Here is a 16,445-nt window from a genome sequence, read left to right on the forward strand (position 1 = left end):
GTACTTCCGTGAGAAGAAGCGGGCCCCGCCGTGAGTGGCGGGGCCCGAAATCCGTTACGAACCGACCCTGCGCTTGTTCCACACGTCGAACCCGACCGCCGCCAGCAGCACCGCGCCCTTGATGACCTGCTGCCAGTCGGTGCCGATGCCGACGAGGTTCATGCCGTTGTTCAGCACGCCGAGGACCAGGCCACCGATGATCGCGCCGAGGACCGTGCCGACGCCGCCGCTCATCGACGCGCCGCCGATGAACGAGGCGGCGATGGCCTCGAGTTCGAAGTTGAGGCCCGCCTTGGGCGAGGCCGCGTTGAAGCGGGCGGCGAAGACCAGACCCGCCAGGGCCGCGAGCATGCCCATGTTCAGGAAGACCAGGAAGGTGACCTTCTTGTCCTTCACGCCCGACAGCTTGGCCGCGGGCAGGTTGCCGCCGATGGCGTAGATGTGGCGGCCGATGATCGCGTTGCGCATCAGGTAGCCGAAGCCGACGACCAGGACGCCCAGGATGAGCAGCACGATCGGGGCGCCCTTGTAGCTGGCCAGCAGCAGCGTGACCACGAGGACGGCGGCGACCAGCGCGACCAGCTTGAGCACGAAGAGGTTGAGCGGCGGCACGTCGAGGGAGAACTCCCGCTGCCGCTTGCGGTCGCGGACCTCCTGGTACACCACGAACGCGATCAGCGCGATGCCCAGCAACAGGGTCAGATTGTGGTAGTTGGTGTTCGGGCCGACCTCGGGCAGGAAGCCGTTGGCGATCTTCTGCAGGTCCTTGGGGAACGGGCCGAGGGTCTGGCCCTTGAGGAAGATCTCCGTCAGACCGCGGAAGAGCAGCATGCCCGCGAGGGTCACGATGAACGACGGTATGCCGAGATAGGCGATGAAGAAGCCCTGCACCGAGCCGGCGGCGGCGCCGATGGCCAGGCAGAGGATCACCGCCACCGGCCAGGGCATGTCGTTCCTGACCATCAGGACGGCGGCCGTCGCGCCCACGAAGGCGGTCAGCGACCCCACCGACAGGTCGATGTGGCCCGCGATGATGACGAGCATCATGCCGATCGCGAGGATCAGGATGTAGCTGTTCTGCAGCACCAGGTTGGAGACGTTGCGCGGCAGCAGCAGGTCGCCGTCGGACCACACCGCGAACAGCACCACGATCAGGCCGAGGGCCATCAGCATGCCGTACTGGCGCATGTTGCGGCGCATGCCGTCGAGCATCAGCTGCAGCAGCCCGCCGCCGGAGGCCGAGCCCTCTTTGCCGGGCGGCGCCGGTGCCGGGGTCTTGGCGGTCACGTCCGTGCTCATCGGCTTACCTCTTCGTCCTTCCGGGACTTCTGGTCCTGCTTGTCCTTCGTCATCTGCCGCATCAGCGCTTCCTGCGAGGCCTCGGCCCGCGAGAACTCACCCGTCAGCCGTCCCGCGGCCATGGTGTAGATGCGGTCGCACATGCCGAGCAGCTCGGGCAGCTCGGAGGAGATGAACACGACCGCCTTGCCCTCGGCCGCCAGGCGGTCGATGACCGTGTAGATCTCGTACTTGGCGCCCACGTCGATGCCGCGGGTGGGCTCGTCCAGGATCAGCACCTCGGGACCCGCGAAGATCCACTTGCTCAGGACGACCTTCTGCTGGTTGCCGCCGGACAGCTTGCCGACCGGCTCGAAGACGGTCGGCGCCTTGATGTTCATCGACTTGCGGTAGTCCTCGGCGACCTGCCGCTCGCCGTGCTCGTCGACCACGCCCCGCTTGGAGACCTTGCCCAGCGCGGTCAGCGAGATGTTCCGGTTGATGGTGTCGATGAGGTTGAGGCCGTAGTGCTTGCGGTCCTCGGTGACGTAGGCGATCCCGTGCCCGACCGCCTCCGGGACGGTCTTCGTGCGGACCTCGTGGCCGTCCCTGAGAACCGTGCCGCCCGCGTGCCGGCCGTAGGTGCGGCCGAAGACGCTCATCGCCAGCTCGGTGCGGCCGGCGCCCATGAGTCCCGCGATGCCGACGATCTCACCGCGCCGGACCTCGATCGAGACGTCGTCGACCACCTTGCGCTGCTGGTCGATGGGGTGGTGCACGGTCCAGTTGCGGATCTCCAGGGCCGGGGCCGTGCCCTGCTCCGGCTGGTGCGGGGTCCGGTCCGGGAAGCGGTTCTCCAGGTCGCGGCCGACCATCCCGCTGATGATCCGGTCCTCGGTCGTCTCGGCCGCCTTCACGTCGAGCGTCTCGATGGAGCGGCCGTCGCGGATGATGGTGACCGAGTCGGCGACCCGGCGGATCTCGTTGAGCTTGTGCGAGATGATGATCGAGGTGATGCCCTGTTCCTTCAACTGGAGGATCAGGTCGAGGAGTTTGCCGCTGTCCTCGTCGTTGAGCGCCGCCGTCGGCTCGTCGAGGATGAGCAGCTTCACCTTCTTGGAGAGCGCCTTGGCGATCTCCACCAGCTGCTGCTTGCCCACGCCGATGTCGGCGACGCGGGTCTCGGGATGCTCGTCGAGACCGACCCGGCGCAGCAGTTCGGTGGCGTGCTTGAGGGTGTCGTTCCAGTTGATCAGTCCGCGCTTGGCGTGCTCGTTGCCGAGGAAGATGTTCTCCGCGATGGACAGATACGGCACCAGCGCCAGCTCCTGGTGGATGATCACGATGCCGTGCTGTTCGCTCGCCCGGATGTCCTTGAACCGGCAGGTCTCGCCCTCGAAGAGGACGTCCCCCTCGTAACTGCCGTGCGGATGGACGCCGGAGAGCACCTTCATCAGGGTGGACTTGCCGGCGCCGTTCTCCCCGCAGATGGCGTGGACCTCGCCCTGGCGAACGGTCAGCGTGACGTCCGACAGCGCTTTGACACCGGGAAAGGTCTTGACGATCGAGCGCATTTCCAGGACGGGTCCCGCCATGGTCGTGCCTTCCAATCCTTGGTGGGGCCCGGTCAGTTCAGCTGGTCCGCGGTGTAGTAGCCGCCGTCGACCAGGACCTTCTCGTAGTTGGACTTGTCGACGCTGACCGGCTGCAGCAGGTAGGCGGGGACGACCTTGGAGCCGTTGTCGTACGACTTGGTGTCGTTGACCTCGGGCTTCTTGTCGTTCAGGACCGCGTCGACCATGTTCGCCGCGACCTTGGCGAGCTGACGCAGGTCCTTGAAGACGGTCTGGGTCTGCTGGCCCGCGATGATCGACTTCACGGAGGCGATCTCGGCGTCCTGGCCGGTGACGACGGGCATCGGCTTGCTGCCGGAGCCGTAGCCGTCGGACTTCAGGGCGGACAGGATGCCGATGGAGATGCCGTCGTACGGCGAGAGCACCGCGTCCACCTTGGCGCTGCGGTAGCTGGAGGTGAGCAGGTCGTCCATGCGCTTCTGGGCGGTGCCGCCGTCCCAGCGCAGGGTGGTGACCTGGTTGAGGTCGGTCTGCTTGGACCGCACGACCAGCTGGCCCTTGTCCATGTACGGCTTCAGGACCTTCATCGCGCCGTTGAAGAAGTACCGGGTGTTGTTGTCGTCGTTGGAGCCGGCGAACAGCTCGATGTTGAAGGGGCCCTTCTTGCCCGCCTTCAGACCGAGCTTGTCGACGATGTAGCCGCCCTGCAGCTCGCCGACCTTCTCGTTGTCGAAGGAGGCGTAGTAGTCGACGTTCTCCGTGCCGAGGATCAGCCGGTCGTAGGAGATGACCGGGATGTCGGCGTCCGCGGCCTGCTGCATGACGTTGCCGAGGGACTTGTTGTCGATCGCGGCCACGATCAGGGCGTCCACGCCCTGCGTGATCATGTTCTCGATCTGGGAGACCTGCTGGTCCGGGTCGTCCTCGCCGAAGACCAGCTTCGTCTTGAAGCCCTTGGCCTTCAGTTCCTTCTCGACGTTGGCGCCGTCGGTGATCCAGCGCTCGGAGGACTTGGTCGGCATCGCGATGCCGACGGTGGCGCCGTCACTGCCTCCCTTGTCCTCCTCGCTGCCGCCCTCGCTGTTCTGGCCGCAGGCGGTCAGTGTGAGGGCGAGCGAGGCGGCGGAGGCTATCGCGGCGAGTGCGGCTCTGCGGTTGCGCATGGTCATCATCCTTGAGGTGAGGGCTGGATCGGCGACGCAGGTGTGTGGGATTGTGCGCGGTCGTGTCGTCTTTTGTGAAGGGATTTTCCGGAACGTTATGACGAGATCTCGAACCGGTTGAGCGTCCCCGGCAGCCGGGTGCCGAGCGGCGCCATGTCCCCGTCCGCCCCGTGCCGGGCGAGCAGATCGAGGGCGAGGCGGCCGCGCCGCACCCGCTCCTTGGCGGTGGCCAGCGTCAGTTCCCGCAGGTGGTGGCCGTACGGATAGATCCCGGGCGCCTTGGACAGGCCGAACTTCAGGTACAGCGGGGCGCCGCGCCGGATCAGCTCGGCGACCTCGTACATCCGCACATAGCCGCCGAGGTCGTCGGGGGCCTCGATGTACATGTCCATCGGGGCGGCCGAAACCCGCCGTATTTCGGTCAGGTGATCCGGTGTCAGGTCGCTGGGCACGTTGATGGAGTCGGCGCCGAGCCGTTCGTACACCGCGTACGAGGCCGGGTTGACCGGTCCGACGAGCGCGGAGAGCTTGAGCGTGGTCTCGGCGGGGAGGAGGCCGGCCGCACGGGCCCGGTGCAGCGTCCACAGCACGCCCTCGTCGGCGACCAGCAGGCACTTGACGCCCAACTCACTGGCGCGTACGGCGTCTTCGACGCACCCGGCGACCGCGGCGTGACCGCGGGCCCTGAGGCCCGCGCCGCCCGAGTCGGTCCGGGTGGAGCCGCCGATGTCCCAGGTGCCGCGCGGGCCGGTGAACAGGCAGAGCTCGATGTCGCGTTCGGCGGTGGCCTCGACCATCTCGGTGATCTCGGCGTCGGTGAGCATCCACACGCCGCTGCCCTGGCTGATCCGGTGGATCGGCACGTCCAGCCGCGAGGACTCCTTGAGCACCACCGCCAGCGCCTCCGGCCCCTCGCAGGAGGGGATCTCGGTGCGCCAGCGGCCACCGCCCGGGAAGGAGTGCGGCGAGGCGTCGGCGGGATCGGGGTCGGGCGCGGCCAGGCCGAGGGCGGTGAGCGCCTGCTCACCGGGCCTGCGTGCGGCGGCCGAGGCGGAAGGGTCGGTCACAAGCTGTCCTTAGTGTTCGATATGTCGGACGAAGTTCGCGGCGGCGGGTGTGAGGGGCTGCGGACCGGGGCCGGGCAGAGCCGCCCGGCCGGGTGGGTGTACGCCGGTGCGGAGGCCGTCAGGTCGCCCCCGCGCCGGCGTACGGCTCAGGGGCGGGCGTCCGGGTGCAGCAGCACCTTTCCGACCTTCGGGTCTCCGGAACCCACCAGCTCGATGGCCTCGGAGAACGCCGCGAGCGGCAGTTCGTGCGTCACCAGCGGCCGCGGATCGAGCAGACCGGCCGCGAAGACCCGCACCGTGTGCGCCCAGGCGTCCGGCGGCGCCCCGAAGACGGTGTGCACCTCCAGCTGCCGTACGACCAGGTCGGTCGGGTCGAGACCGTCGGCGCCCGGCGCCGGGATGCCGGTCAGCACCAGCCGGCCGCCCCGGCGCAGCAGCGCGGCGGCGGTGCGGGCGGCGTCCGCGGACCCGGCGGTCTCGATCACGACGTCGAAGTCGTCCGGGAGCGGCCGGTCCTTGGTGCGGAAGCCGGTCGCGCCGAACTGCCGCGACAGCGCCTCCCGGTCCCCGCGCGTCCCGACCACCAGCAGCTCGGCCGGGGACGCGGCGCGCAGGAACTGCACGGCGAACATGCCAAGAGTGCCCGTGCCGACGACGGCGACCCGCTCACCGGGCCGGGCGTTCGCCTTCAGCGCGGCGGCGGCGATGCAGGCCGCCGGCTCCAGCAGCGCCGCGCCGGTGAGGTCGGCGTCGTCGGGCAGCACGTGCAGCAGCCGGGCGGGCAGGGTCAGCGTCGGTGCCATGGCGCCCGGCTGGGTGAACCCGGTCTCCTCGTACCCGGCGGTGCACAGCGTCGTCTCGCCCGCGTGACAGCGGTCGCACACCTGGCAGTTGCGGAAGCCCTCGCCCACCACCTTCCGGCCGGCCAGCGCCTCCGGCACCCCGGCGCCGACCCGCTCCACGGTCCCGGACCACTCGTGCCCGGGGGTGAGCGGGTAACGCACGTATCCCTCGGGCCGGTTGCCCTGGTAGACCTCGCGGTCGCTGCCGCAGATCCCGGCGGCGTGCACCCGCACCAGCGCCTCGCCGGGGCCGGGTTCGCGCGGCTCGTGCGGCACGAGCCGGTGCACCCCCGGCGCCTCGACGACGACCGCGCCGCTCATGCCCCGGCCCCCTTGGGGGCGCGCTTCTCCCAGCCCTCGGCCCACAGGTCGAACCGCGCCTGCTGCTGCGGGAACTCGGCCGCCGCGTCGGTGTCCAGCTCGACGCCGAGACCGGGCGCGTCGGAGAGGTGGAAGCACCCGTCCTCCGGGTCCACCTGCGGCGCGCCCTTGACGACCTTCTTGATCTCCGCGTCCGCGAAGTCGTTGAAGTGCTCCAGGATCTTGAAGTTCGGGGAGGTGAACCCGACCTGGAGGGAGGCCGCGGTGAGCACGGGGCCGCCGACGTTGTGCGGGGCGACCAGCGTGTAGTGGGTCTCGGCGGTCGCGGCCAGCTTCCGGGTCTCCCAGATGCCGCCGATGTGGCCGACGTCGGGCTGGATGACGTCCACCGACTGGTCCTCGAACAGCTCGCGGAACTCGATCCGGTCGTGGATGCGCTCACCGGTGGCGACCGGGATGTCGACCTTCTCGGCGACCTTCTTCAGCGCCCGGAGGTTCTCCGGCGGGACCGGCTCCTCCAGCCAGGCCGGCTTGAACGGCGCGAGTTCGCGCGCGAGCCGGACGGCGGTGGAGGGCGAGAACCGGCCGTGCATCTCCAGCATCAGCTCGGCGTCGGGCCCGATGGCGTCCCGCACGGCCTCGATCAGGGAGACGGCGTAGTTCGTCTGCTGCTGGTCCAGCTCGAAGTGCCCGGTGCCGAACGGGTCGATCTTCAGCGCCCGGTACCCGCGCTCCATGACCCCCTGCGCGGCCTTGTGGTACGCCTCCGGCGTCCGCTCGGTGGTGTACCACCCGTTGGCGTACGCCTTGACCTTGTCGGTGACCTTCCCGCCCAGCAGCTGCCACACCGGGACACCGAGGGCCTTGCCCTTGATGTCCCAGCACGCCATCTCCACGACGGCGATGCCGGACATCACGATCTCGCCCGCGCGGCCGTAGTCGCCGTACTTCATGCGGCGCACCAGGTCCTCGACAGCGAACGGGTCGGAACCGAGAATGTGGTTGGCCTCGGCCTCCTTCAGGTAGCCGAGGAGGGCGTCGGTGTGGCCCAGCATCCGGGTCTCGCCGACTCCGGTGATGCCCTCGTCGGTGTGCACCTGGACGTAGGTCAGGTTGCGCCACGGCGTCCCGACCACGTGTGTGCTGATTCCGGTGATGCGCACGGCGGCTGCCCCTCGCGTTGTTCGATATTTCGTCACTCGTTCGAAATGCTGGCGTGACAGTAAGGACGGGGTGCTCGGAGTGTCAATGGGTCGGACACATAACGGTTTCGGCAGTTTCGGATCGGGGGAAAGGTCGAGGTCGCGTGCTTCCCCACACAACATTCACAGTGACCTCTAGGAACGCGCCCGTCCCGGAACTTAACCTTCCCGCGTCATGGACTACTGCCACCCGTGCCGACGGCACCTCAACGGCGCTCTCGCCTGCCCGGGATGCGGTACGCCCGCCCACGAACTGCACGCGTCGGACGCCCACCTGACGGTGGGTGAGGAGACCGCGCCGGCGGCGGTGGGCGAGGGCCGCGAGGTGGCGGCGGTCGCCGGGACACCGGCCCGGGGCGACCTGCGGGACGACTCCGACGAGGACCCCGGCGAGGACCCCGGCGAAGCCGCTCCCGGCGCCCGCTCCAGCCGCCGCGACCGCAAGGCCGCCGCCCACCGCAGGCGCCGCCGCCGGACCCTGCTCCTCGTCGGGGGCTTCGTCCTGGCCGCCGGGGGACTGAGCCTCGCCGAACTCGGCATGGACGCCCCGCACTCCCCGGACAGGCCGGCCGCGGCGGGCGGCGAGACGACGGACGGCGGCGCGACCCGCGAGGTGGGTGAGGCGTCGGCGATCCCGGCCGACGCCCCCTCGGGGACGACCCCGACCTCGGCCCCGCCGTCCACCAGCGCGTCCGCGTCGACAACGGTGTCGCCGTCCGCGTCGCAGTCCCCGGAGGCGGAGGAGTCGCAGACGCCGACCGCGTCCGGCGGTCCCGGCGCGTCCCGGGCGCCGGTCCCGAGCACCACCCCGCCCGCGAACCCGGACCCGTCGTCCCCGGAGTCGCACGACGACCCACCCCCGTCGGCGACCCCCACCCCGCCGGAACAGCCGGACCCGACCCCCACGGAAACCTGCGACCGCTTCCTGTGGTGGTGCACATAGCCGCCACAGCCGCGGGCATTGCCCCCTGGCCGGCCGCAGTGCTGGTTCAGTCGTCCCGCAGCATCCTCACCAGCGCGTCCCGCAGAGCCACCCGCTCCGTCTCCGACAGCCCCGCCAGCGGCTCCCGGGCGAACCGGAGCGACTCGCGCAGCCCCCGGGCCACCCGGCGTCCCTCCTCCGTCGCCGCCGCGACCTTGACCCGCCGGTCGCCGGGGTCGGGCCGGCGCTCGACCAGGCCCCGCGCCTCCAGCCGGTCCACGATCCCCGTGACGTTCGACGGCTCGCACCTCAGCTTCTGGGCCAGCTTCCGCATCGGCAGCGGCTCCAGCGACAACAGGCTGAGCAGCTTGGCCTGCGCCCCGGTCAGGGCGCGCTCCGCCGCCGCCTCCTCGTAGTCCGCGTGGAAGCGGGCCACGACCTCGCCGATCAGCTCGACGACTTCGAGGGTGAGAGCGTCGGGTCGGCGCGTCGTGTCGCGTGGTGTGGCCATGGACACCAGGGTACTCATTTGTTTGACAACGTGAAATGTTCAGCCGCATGGTTGTTTCAGAACCTGAAACATTCTCGGCGAGCAGCTCCCGAGGAAGTTCCGAGCAAGCCCCAGGAAAGGTGCCCCATGACCGACTCCCCCGTCCTCCCCGCCGTCAACCGCGAATGGCACCTGGTCACCCGCCCGGTCGGCTGGCCCAAGCCCGAGGACTTCGCGCTCGTCGAGGCGGAGGTCCCCACCCCGCGTGACGGCCAGGTCCTGGTGCGCAACCTGTACGTCTCCGTCGACCCGTACATGCGCGGCCGCATGAGCGCCGCCAAGTCCTACGCCGCCCCCTACGAGCTGGGCAAGGTCATGCAGGGCGGCGCGGTCGGCGAGGTCGTCGCCTCCAACGCCGAGGGGTTCGCCGTCGGCGACCACGTCCTGCACTTCTTCGGCTGGCGCGAGTACGCCGCCCTGGACGCCGGGAACGCCGTCAAGGTGGACCCGGACGCGGCGCCCCTGTCGACGTACCTCGGCGTGCTCGGCATGACGGGGCTCACCGCCTACGCCGGTCTGCTGCGCACCGCCTCCTTCAAGGAGGGCGACTCCGTCTTCGTCTCCGGCGCCGCGGGTGCCGTCGGCAGCCAGGTCGGGCAGATCGCGAAGCTCAAGGGCGCCTCGCGGGTCATCGGCTCGGCCGGCTCGGACGAGAAGGTCAAGCTGCTCGTCGACGAGTACGGCTTCGACGCCGCCTTCAACTACAAGAGCGGCCCGGTGAGCGAGCAGCTGCGCGCCGCCGCCCCGGACGGCGTCGACGTCTACTTCGACAACGTCGGCGGCGACCACCTGGAGGCCGCCATCGGCTCCCTCAATCTCAACGGCCGTATCGCCATCTGCGGCGCGATCTCCGTCTACAACAACACCGAGCCCGCGCCCGGCCCGAAGAACCTCGCCCGGCTCATCCAGACCCGCGGCCGCATCGAGGGCTTCCTGGTCGGCGACCACTACGACCTCCAGCCGCAGTTCGTCGAGGAGGTCGGCCCCTGGGTCCGCTCCGGCGAGCTGAAGTACCGCGAGACGGTCGTCGAGGGCATCGAGAACAACCTGGAGGCGTTCCTCGGCGTCCTGCGCGGCGACAACACCGGAAAGATGATCGTCAAGCTCTGACCCCCCGGCGAGGGAAGAGCGGGCTTCACTGGATTTCCGGCATGCGGTAGCGTCTTTCCGAAATCCGTCGTGATCGTGGGCGCGAGTCGCGGCGGACCTAGGAGGAAGACACCCGATATGCCGATCCAGCAGTCCGAAGTCCTCTACACCGCCGTCGCCACCGCCGAGAACGGCCGCGACGGCCGGGTCGCCACCGACGACGGCAAGCTCGACGTGGTCGTGAACCCGCCCAAGGAGATGGGCGGCAGCGGCGCCGGCACCAACCCGGAGCAGCTGTTCGCGGCCGGGTACAGCGCCTGCTTCCAGGGCGCGCTCGCCGTCGTGGCCCGCCAGGAGGGCGCCGACGTATCCGGTTCGACCGTCACCGCGAAGGTCGGCATCGGCAAGAACGACGACGGGTTCGGGATCATCGTCGAGATCTCCGCCGAGATCCCGTCCGTCGACGCCGCCACCGCGCGGTCCCTGGTGGAGAAGGCCCACCAGGTCTGCCCGTACTCGAAGGCGACCCGCGGCAACATCACCGTGACGCTCGTCTGACCGGAAACGGGCCTGCGCGCCAACCGGTAGAGTTCCGCCCATGCGTGATCTTGGGGCGGGGTTCGGTCATCTGCTGAAGGGCCAGCGCTGGGTGGCCCGGCACGGGCGGAGCTACGGCTTCGGCCTCGTCCCGGGCCTGATCACCCTGGTCCTCTACCTGGGCGTGCTGGTCGCGCTCGCGCTGCGGGGCGACGACTTCGTCGGCTGGGTCACCCCCTTCGCCGACGACTGGTCGAGCCCCTGGCTCGGGCTCTTCCGCGGCTTCCTCACCGTCGTGCTGTTCGCCCTCGCCCTGCTGCTGGCCGTGCTCACCTTCACCGCGGTCACCCTGCTGGTCGGCCAGCCCTTCTACGAGGCCCTCTCCGAGCGGGTCGACCGCGACGTCTCCCCGGACGGCACCGCCCCCGAGTCCGACCTGCCGCTCTGGCGCGAGCTGTGGATCTCCGGCCGCGACAGCCTGCGGATCGTCGTCCGCGCCGCACTCTGGGGCGTGCTGCTCTTCGCGCTCGGCTTCATCCCGGTCGTCGGCCAGACGGTGGTCCCGGTGATCGGCTTCTTCGTCACCGGCTTCTTCCTCACCGAGGAGCTGACCGCCGTCGCCCTCCAGCGCCGGGGCGTCGAACTGCGCGAGCGCCTCGCCCTGCTGCGCTCCCGCAAGATGCTGGTCTGGGGCTTCGGGACCCCGCTGGGCGTCTCCTTCCTGGTGCCCTTCGTCGCGGTGTTCCTGATGCCCGGCGCGGTCGCCGGCGCCACGCTCCTCGCCCGCGAGCTGCTGGGCGAGGAGATCCGCGACGGTGCCGACGACCCGTCCGAGGGCGATACGGCCGACGCCGCGGTCAGCCCCGGTCCGGCCCCGCGGCACTGACCGCCACGGCCACGATCGCCCGCGTCTGCGCCACGATGTCCAGCCGGTTGCGCACGAACCCCGGGTCGGTGACCGCCCCCGTCGCCGGATCGGTGTTCCCGGCCCCGAACTGCAGCACCGGCGTGTGCACGTGCCCGCCCGGCAGCGTGCCGTGCAGCCCGAGCCGGTCCCGCAGCAGCGTCGCGCGGTAGGCGATCTCGTTGGACAGGTAGTTCCCGCCGCCGCCCTCCCGCGCCGTCGACCCGGGCGTGGGCCCGTCCGGCCGTACGACCGGCTCCGTGCCACCCGCCGGGATCTCGGTCACCGTCGTGTTGTCGTACACGGGGAAGCGGCCGGTGTCCGCGGCCGTGATCGCCGCGTACGGCAGTGTGGTCGTCGTCCACTGCGGCTGCGAGGCCGGGTCGGCCACCGGGACCGTCTCCGTGCGCGAGACGTTCTCGTTGTCGGGGAAGCCGCCCCGCCAGGCCCCGTTGGTCCGTTCCACGTCGAACCGTCCCACCCGGCCCTGGCTCACGGTGGTGAACAGATCCACCCGCGGCAGATACGGCCGCAGCGCACGCTCCACCGCCCCTTCGGCGAAGTCCCGCCAGCGCACCGGGAACACGGCGGTCTCCACCCGCGCGGGACCGTCCGCGGTGTCGATCACCGTGCCGTCCAGGGCGAGCGCCACGGCGCCGGACGGGTTGGAGATCCGGATGTCCCGGTCCAGGGTGAACGGGTCGAAGCCGGTGAGCAGCACCCGTTTCATGCCCTTGCCCGCGCCCTTGCCGTGTCCGCTCCGCGGCAGCCGCAGGTCGGCCTGTCCGCGCGAGGTGCGCTCCAGTTCCGTCAGCAGCGCGGCCCGCTGCCGCTCGCCCAGCCCGAACCCGGGCGCCCAGGTGCGCAGTTCCCGCGTCATCCCGAGCCGCGCCCAGTACAGCGGCCGGTCGTCGTCGCGGCCGAGGTCCCCGTGGGCCGGCCCGCGCCCCTGCGCCCGGTCCACCGCCCGCCGCCACAGCGCCGAGCCCTCGCGCGCCACCAGGGCACGCGCCTCGCGGTAGGAGCCGGCCCGTCCGAGCCCCCGGGCGAACGCCGGTGCCACCGCGGCGAATCCGGAGCGCCGCAGGATCTCCCGGGGCACCTCCCCGTCGAGCCGCCGTTCCTCCACCGTCGGTGCGGGGGCGGTGCCGCCCGCCAAGGGTGCCGCCGTCGCCGTGGTGGGGGCGGCGAGCGGGGTGGCGAGTCCCGCCACCAGGGCCAGTCCGAGTACGCCGATCCGAACACGTATGGGTGCCAAGGGAGTCCAGGTCCTTCCGTCGCCGTGGGGTGCGCTGCCGGACGGCGGAAGTATCGCGTGACCGAGGGGGCGGGCGCCATGGCGCGTGGCGACCGACTCGTGGGTGTTTGTGAAGGGTTCGTACGAACTTTTGATCGGATGCCCGATCGTGGACCACCGGATCACCGCGACGGTTAACGTCGGAACCGGGCCGCCCGCGAGCGCGCGCCCCCGGGAGCAGCCCCGGCCCGGAACCTGACGGCCGGGCCGGGGCTCGGCCCTCCCTAGCGCACCGAGAAGCGGTACACCGTCTCCGAGCGGAACACCTCGCCCGGCCGCAGCACCGTGCTCGGGAAGCCGGGCCGGTTCGGGGAGTCCGGGAAGTGCTGGGTCTCCAGCGCGACGCCGTCCCCGGGGGCGAAGGGCTCGCCCAGGTGGTCGGCGGTGTAGAGCTGGAGGCCCGGCTCGGTCGTCGCCACCGTGAGCACCCGCCCCGACGCAGGGTCGTACAACTCGGCGACCTCCTCGGCGGCGTCGGTCACGCCCTTGTCGAGGACGAAGTTGTGGTCGTAGCCCGAGCCGATCTTGCGCGCCCGCCGGAAGTCGAAGCGGGTGTCCGTCACGTCGTCCAGGCCGCCGGTCGGGATCAGGCCGGCGTCGACCGGTGTGATCCGGGAGGCGGCCAGCCGCAGTTCGTGCCCGCCCGCGTGCCCGGAACCGCTCAGGTTGAAGTAGCTGTGGTTGGTCGGGTTGAGCACGGTCGGCGCGTCGGTGACCGCCTCGTACCCGATCCGCAGCGCCCCCGATCCGTCCAGCGTGTACGTCGCCGACATCTCCAGGCGGCCCGGGAAGCCCTCCTCGCCGTGCGGGGAGACGCGGCTCAGCCGCACGCCCCCCGTGACCGCCTCCACGTCCCACACGCGCTTGTCGAAGCCGCGCTCGCCGCCGTGCAGCGTGTTGGGCCCCTCGTTGGGCACCACCGCGTACGTCCGCCCGTCCAGCGGGAAACGCCCGCCCGCGATCCGGTTGGCATACCGCCCGACCAGCGCGCCCAGGTAGGGCTCCGGGTGCCGCAGGTAACCGTCCAGGTCGGCGAACCCCAGCACCACGTCGGCCGTGTTCCCGTCCCGGTCGGGGACCTCGGCCGACTGCACGATCCCGCCGTACGACAGGACCCGGACCCGTACGCCGGCCCGCTCCAGGGTCCAGCGGTGTACCGGGGTGCCGTCGGAACGTGTGCCGAAGAGTTCGCTCATGTGCGGAACTCTAGGACATGCCCAGGTCAGGCCCGTCTCACGATGTCTCCGCGGTGACCCGGCGGTACGCGATCTCCGCCAGCCGCGCCTGGCCGTCCACACTCGGGTGGAACCAGTCCCAGTGGCTCAACTGGTCGGTGCCGAACCGGTACGCGTGGACCGCGCCGTCGTCGGTGCGGCAGCGCCGGTCCTTCGCACAGACCTCCCGCAGCACCTCGTTGTAGTCCTCCACCCGGTCGCGCACCGTGTTGCGCCGCAGCGTCGCCGCCGCGTCCATGGAGTCCGCGTCGCCCAGCATCGACGGGCACAGGCCCAGCTTCCACACCTGCTTGCCCAGCGCGTTGGTGCGCCCCTGGGACCACAGCCGCTTCAGGTCCGGGATGCTCGACACGTACACCTGCGCCTTGGGAAGCTTCTCGCGCAGGGTGGCCATCGCCTCCTCGAACTGCGCCCGGAAGTCCGCCACCGGCGTCATCGCCGAGGTCGTGGCCCGGCATGCGTCGTTCGCCCCCGCCATCACCGCCACCAGCTCCGGCTTCCGCTTCGCCGCCCGGGTCACCTGGACGGTCAGGTCCGCCATCCGGGCCCCGGTGACCGCGTAGTTCCAGCTGTGCTCGGCCGCGTCCGCCTTCCCCAGCAGCCGTACGGCCAGGGAGTCCACCTTCGCGCTGCTGCCGGTCGCCCACGACACCTCCGGGCAGTCCGACAGGACGGCGCAGGCGTCGAAGCCGCGTGTGATGGAGTCGCCGACGGCGGCGACCGACTCCGGGCTCGTGTCCCACGCCGGGGCCGTCCTCGCCCGTTTCGAGGCGCTGGGGGAAGGGTCGGGGGAGTCGCCGCCCGCGGCGTCGCAGCCCGCCGCGCCCAGCACGGTGACGGTCGTCAGCACGGCGAGTGCGGCGCGCGCCCGGCGGCGGCCGTACCGCGTCCCCCGGTCCGTCCCTCGGCCCATACGGTCCCACCCCTCGCCTCGTGCCTCCACCGTGCTCAACCCATGACACCGCGCGAGGGTTCCCGAGGGCGTCGATGCGACGGCTCACCTGATTATTGCGAGGAGGCGCTGGCGTTCGCGCCCTGGAGGGGTTCCGTCCGGGCGTACCGACGCGGAGCGTTGCCGAAGTTCGGTGCCGGGTACGGAGCGTCCGTGTGGCTGCCAGCTCGATCCGAGGTAATGCGAATGTGTGTTCCCGTGGTCGCTGGCGGGGGGAGTGCGGCCGTGCCTTGCAGTACCGCCCCTGCGGCACACCCGCCCGTCCCGATAAGGCAGTCTTGTCCCCGTGCCCGAACCCGAAACCGGCAAGCCCGACGCCCCCGCCCAGCCCGCCCACCCGCACACCGCGACGCTGAAGCGGTTGGAGCAGTCCTCCGGATCGCTCGCCGCGCAGGCCATCGCGCGCATGGACGAGACGCTGCCGTGGTACCGGGCCATGCCACCGGAGAACCGTTCCTGGATCGGGCTGGTCGCCCAGGCCGGCATCGCCGCGTTCACCGAGTGGTTCCGGCGGCCGGACGCGCCCCAGGCCATCTCGACCGACGTCTTCGGCACCGCCCCGCGCGAACTGACCCGGGCGATCACGCTGCGGCAGACCGTGGAGATGGTGCGGACCACCATCGAGGTGATGGAGTCCGCCATCGACGAGGTGGCGGCCCCGGGCGACGAGTCGGTGCTGCGCGAGGCGCTGCTCGTGTACGCCCGGGAGATCGCCTTCGCGACCGCCCAGGTCTACGCGCAGGCCGCCGAGGCACGCGGTGCCTGGGACGCGCGCCTGGAGTCGCTGGTGGTGAACGCCGTGCTCAGCGGCGAGGCCGACGAGGGCGCCGTCTCGCGCGCGGCCGCGCTGGGGTGGAACTCGCCGGAGCACGTGTGCGTCGTCCTCGGCACCGCGCCCGACGGGGACTCCGAGCTGACCGTGGAGGCCATCCGGCGGGCGGCCCGGCACGCCAAGCTGCAAGTGCTGACCGGGGTGCTCGGGGACCGGCTGGTCGTCATCGCCGGTGGCCGAAACGACCCGCTCGCGGTGGCGAAGTCGCTGATCGGGCCGTATGCGCCGGGGCCGGTCGTCGCCGGGCCCGTGGTGCCCGACCTGCTGGCCGCGACCCGGTCCGCGCAGGCCGCCGCGGCCGGACTGAAGGCGTGCACCGCCTGGCAGGACGCCCCGCGCCCGGTGCTCGCCGACGACCTCCTGCCGGAGCGCGCGATCGCCTCCGACCCCTCGGCGCGTGAGCAGTTGGTGGAGGAGATCTACAGACCGCTGGAGGAGGCCGGGGCCGCTCTCCTGGAGACGCTCAGCGTCTATCTCGAACAGGCGAGCAGTCTGGAGGGCGCCGCCCGGATGCTCTTCGTTCACCCGAACACCGTGCGCTACCGGCTCCGACGTGTGACTGACGTCACCGGATGGTCACCCTCTGATGTACGGTCTGCGTTCACACTGCGGATCGCGCTCATCCTGGGGCGTCTGGCCGACGGAGATCCGCAGATCTAAGATTTTGTGCAGGGTCCACA

The 16,445-nt window shown here is 71.0% G+C and carries 15 protein-coding genes; 5 read left to right on the plus strand and 10 right to left on the minus strand.

All coding sequences use genetic code 11. The features are described from left to right. Positions 1-54 precede the first annotated feature (54 nt). The 6 genes from mmsB to D1J63_RS25475 form a co-directional block, all read right to left on the minus strand. On the minus strand, positions 55-1,299 hold the full coding sequence (mmsB, locus tag D1J63_RS25450) for a multiple monosaccharide ABC transporter permease (protein ID WP_125631957.1): 1,245 nt from the start codon (positions 1,297-1,299) through the stop codon (positions 55-57). Then, positions 1,296-2,873 carry a multiple monosaccharide ABC transporter ATP-binding protein gene (gene mmsA / locus D1J63_RS25455; protein WP_125631959.1) on the minus strand — a complete coding sequence of 526 codons (1,578 nt, stop codon included), beginning with the start codon at positions 2,871-2,873 and terminating at the stop codon, positions 1,296-1,298. Before mmsA ends, mmsB begins: the two co-directional genes overlap by 4 nt. Before the next feature lie 32 nt (positions 2,874-2,905). Continuing rightward, positions 2,906-4,015: a multiple monosaccharide ABC transporter substrate-binding protein gene (chvE, locus tag D1J63_RS25460; RefSeq protein ID WP_125631961.1), complete on the minus strand. Its 1,110-nt coding sequence runs from the start codon at positions 4,013-4,015 to the stop codon at positions 2,906-2,908. A gap of 95 nt (positions 4,016-4,110) precedes the next feature. Beyond that, positions 4,111-5,082, minus strand: a complete 972-nt coding sequence (locus D1J63_RS25465; RefSeq protein ID WP_102930811.1) for a hypothetical protein — start codon at positions 5,080-5,082, stop codon at positions 4,111-4,113. Positions 5,083-5,228: 146 nt separating this feature from the next. After that, the gene (locus D1J63_RS25470) at positions 5,229-6,245 is read right to left on the minus strand and encodes an alcohol dehydrogenase catalytic domain-containing protein (RefSeq protein WP_125631963.1); all 1,017 of its coding nucleotides are present in this window, start codon (positions 6,243-6,245) and stop codon (positions 5,229-5,231) included. Continuing rightward, positions 6,242-7,408: a mandelate racemase/muconate lactonizing enzyme family protein gene (locus D1J63_RS25475; protein ID WP_125631965.1), complete on the minus strand. Its 1,167-nt coding sequence runs from the start codon at positions 7,406-7,408 to the stop codon at positions 6,242-6,244. The genes D1J63_RS25470 and D1J63_RS25475 overlap by 4 nt, the downstream gene beginning before the upstream one ends. A gap of 214 nt (positions 7,409-7,622) precedes the next feature. On the opposite strand from D1J63_RS25475, the gene D1J63_RS25485 reads away from it, so the two are divergent. Beyond that, positions 7,623-8,390: a hypothetical protein gene (locus tag D1J63_RS25485; RefSeq protein ID WP_206436788.1), complete on the plus strand. Its 768-nt coding sequence runs from the start codon at positions 7,623-7,625 to the stop codon at positions 8,388-8,390. 46 nt (positions 8,391-8,436) lie between these two features. On the opposite strand, the gene D1J63_RS25490 is transcribed toward D1J63_RS25485, so the two are convergent. Continuing rightward, a complete protein-coding gene (locus D1J63_RS25490) occupies positions 8,437-8,880 on the minus strand; it encodes a MarR family transcriptional regulator (RefSeq protein ID WP_102930815.1) in 444 nt (147 codons plus the stop codon). A gap of 126 nt (positions 8,881-9,006) precedes the next feature. Between D1J63_RS25490 and D1J63_RS25495 the strand changes: the two genes are divergently transcribed. The 3 genes from D1J63_RS25495 to D1J63_RS25505 all read left to right on the plus strand — a co-directional run bounded on the left by D1J63_RS25495 (position 9,007) and on the right by D1J63_RS25505 (position 11,431). Continuing rightward, positions 9,007-10,029 (plus strand): NADP-dependent oxidoreductase, encoded by a 1,023-nt coding sequence (locus tag D1J63_RS25495; RefSeq protein ID WP_125631969.1) that lies wholly within the window; start codon positions 9,007-9,009, stop codon positions 10,027-10,029. A gap of 117 nt (positions 10,030-10,146) precedes the next feature. Continuing rightward, positions 10,147-10,566, plus strand: coding sequence for an organic hydroperoxide resistance protein (locus tag D1J63_RS25500; RefSeq protein ID WP_102930817.1), 420 nt, complete (start codon positions 10,147-10,149; stop codon positions 10,564-10,566). A gap of 40 nt (positions 10,567-10,606) precedes the next feature. Then, the gene (locus tag D1J63_RS25505; RefSeq protein WP_125631971.1) at positions 10,607-11,431 is read left to right on the plus strand and encodes an EI24 domain-containing protein; all 825 of its coding nucleotides are present in this window, start codon (positions 10,607-10,609) and stop codon (positions 11,429-11,431) included. On the opposite strand, the gene D1J63_RS25510 is transcribed toward D1J63_RS25505, so the two are convergent. From D1J63_RS25510 to D1J63_RS25520, 3 genes are all read right to left on the minus strand, one after another. Beyond that, a complete protein-coding gene (locus D1J63_RS25510) occupies positions 11,403-12,707 on the minus strand; it encodes a pyroglutamyl peptidase (protein ID WP_206436789.1) in 1,305 nt (434 codons plus the stop codon). The two genes, D1J63_RS25505 and D1J63_RS25510, sit on opposite strands and share 29 nt — an antisense overlap. 263 nt (positions 12,708-12,970) lie before the next feature. Beyond that, complete coding sequence (locus D1J63_RS25515; RefSeq protein WP_125631973.1) at positions 12,971-13,942, minus strand: aldose epimerase family protein; 972 nt, start codon at positions 13,940-13,942, stop codon at positions 12,971-12,973. A 37-nt stretch (positions 13,943-13,979) separates the two neighbouring features. Then, positions 13,980-14,894, minus strand: coding sequence for an SGNH/GDSL hydrolase family protein (locus D1J63_RS25520; protein ID WP_125631975.1), 915 nt, complete (start codon positions 14,892-14,894; stop codon positions 13,980-13,982). Between the two features lie 325 nt (positions 14,895-15,219). Between D1J63_RS25520 and fasR the strand changes: the two genes are divergently transcribed. Beyond that, positions 15,220-16,425 (plus strand): fatty acid biosynthesis transcriptional regulator FasR, encoded by a 1,206-nt coding sequence (gene fasR, locus D1J63_RS25525; protein WP_125631977.1) that lies wholly within the window; start codon positions 15,220-15,222, stop codon positions 16,423-16,425. The last annotated feature ends 20 nt before the right edge of the window (positions 16,426-16,445 follow it).

The organism is Streptomyces sp. KPB2, assembly GCF_003950055.1.
GTDB classification, from domain to species: domain Bacteria; phylum Actinomycetota; class Actinomycetes; order Streptomycetales; family Streptomycetaceae; genus Streptomyces; species Streptomyces salinarius.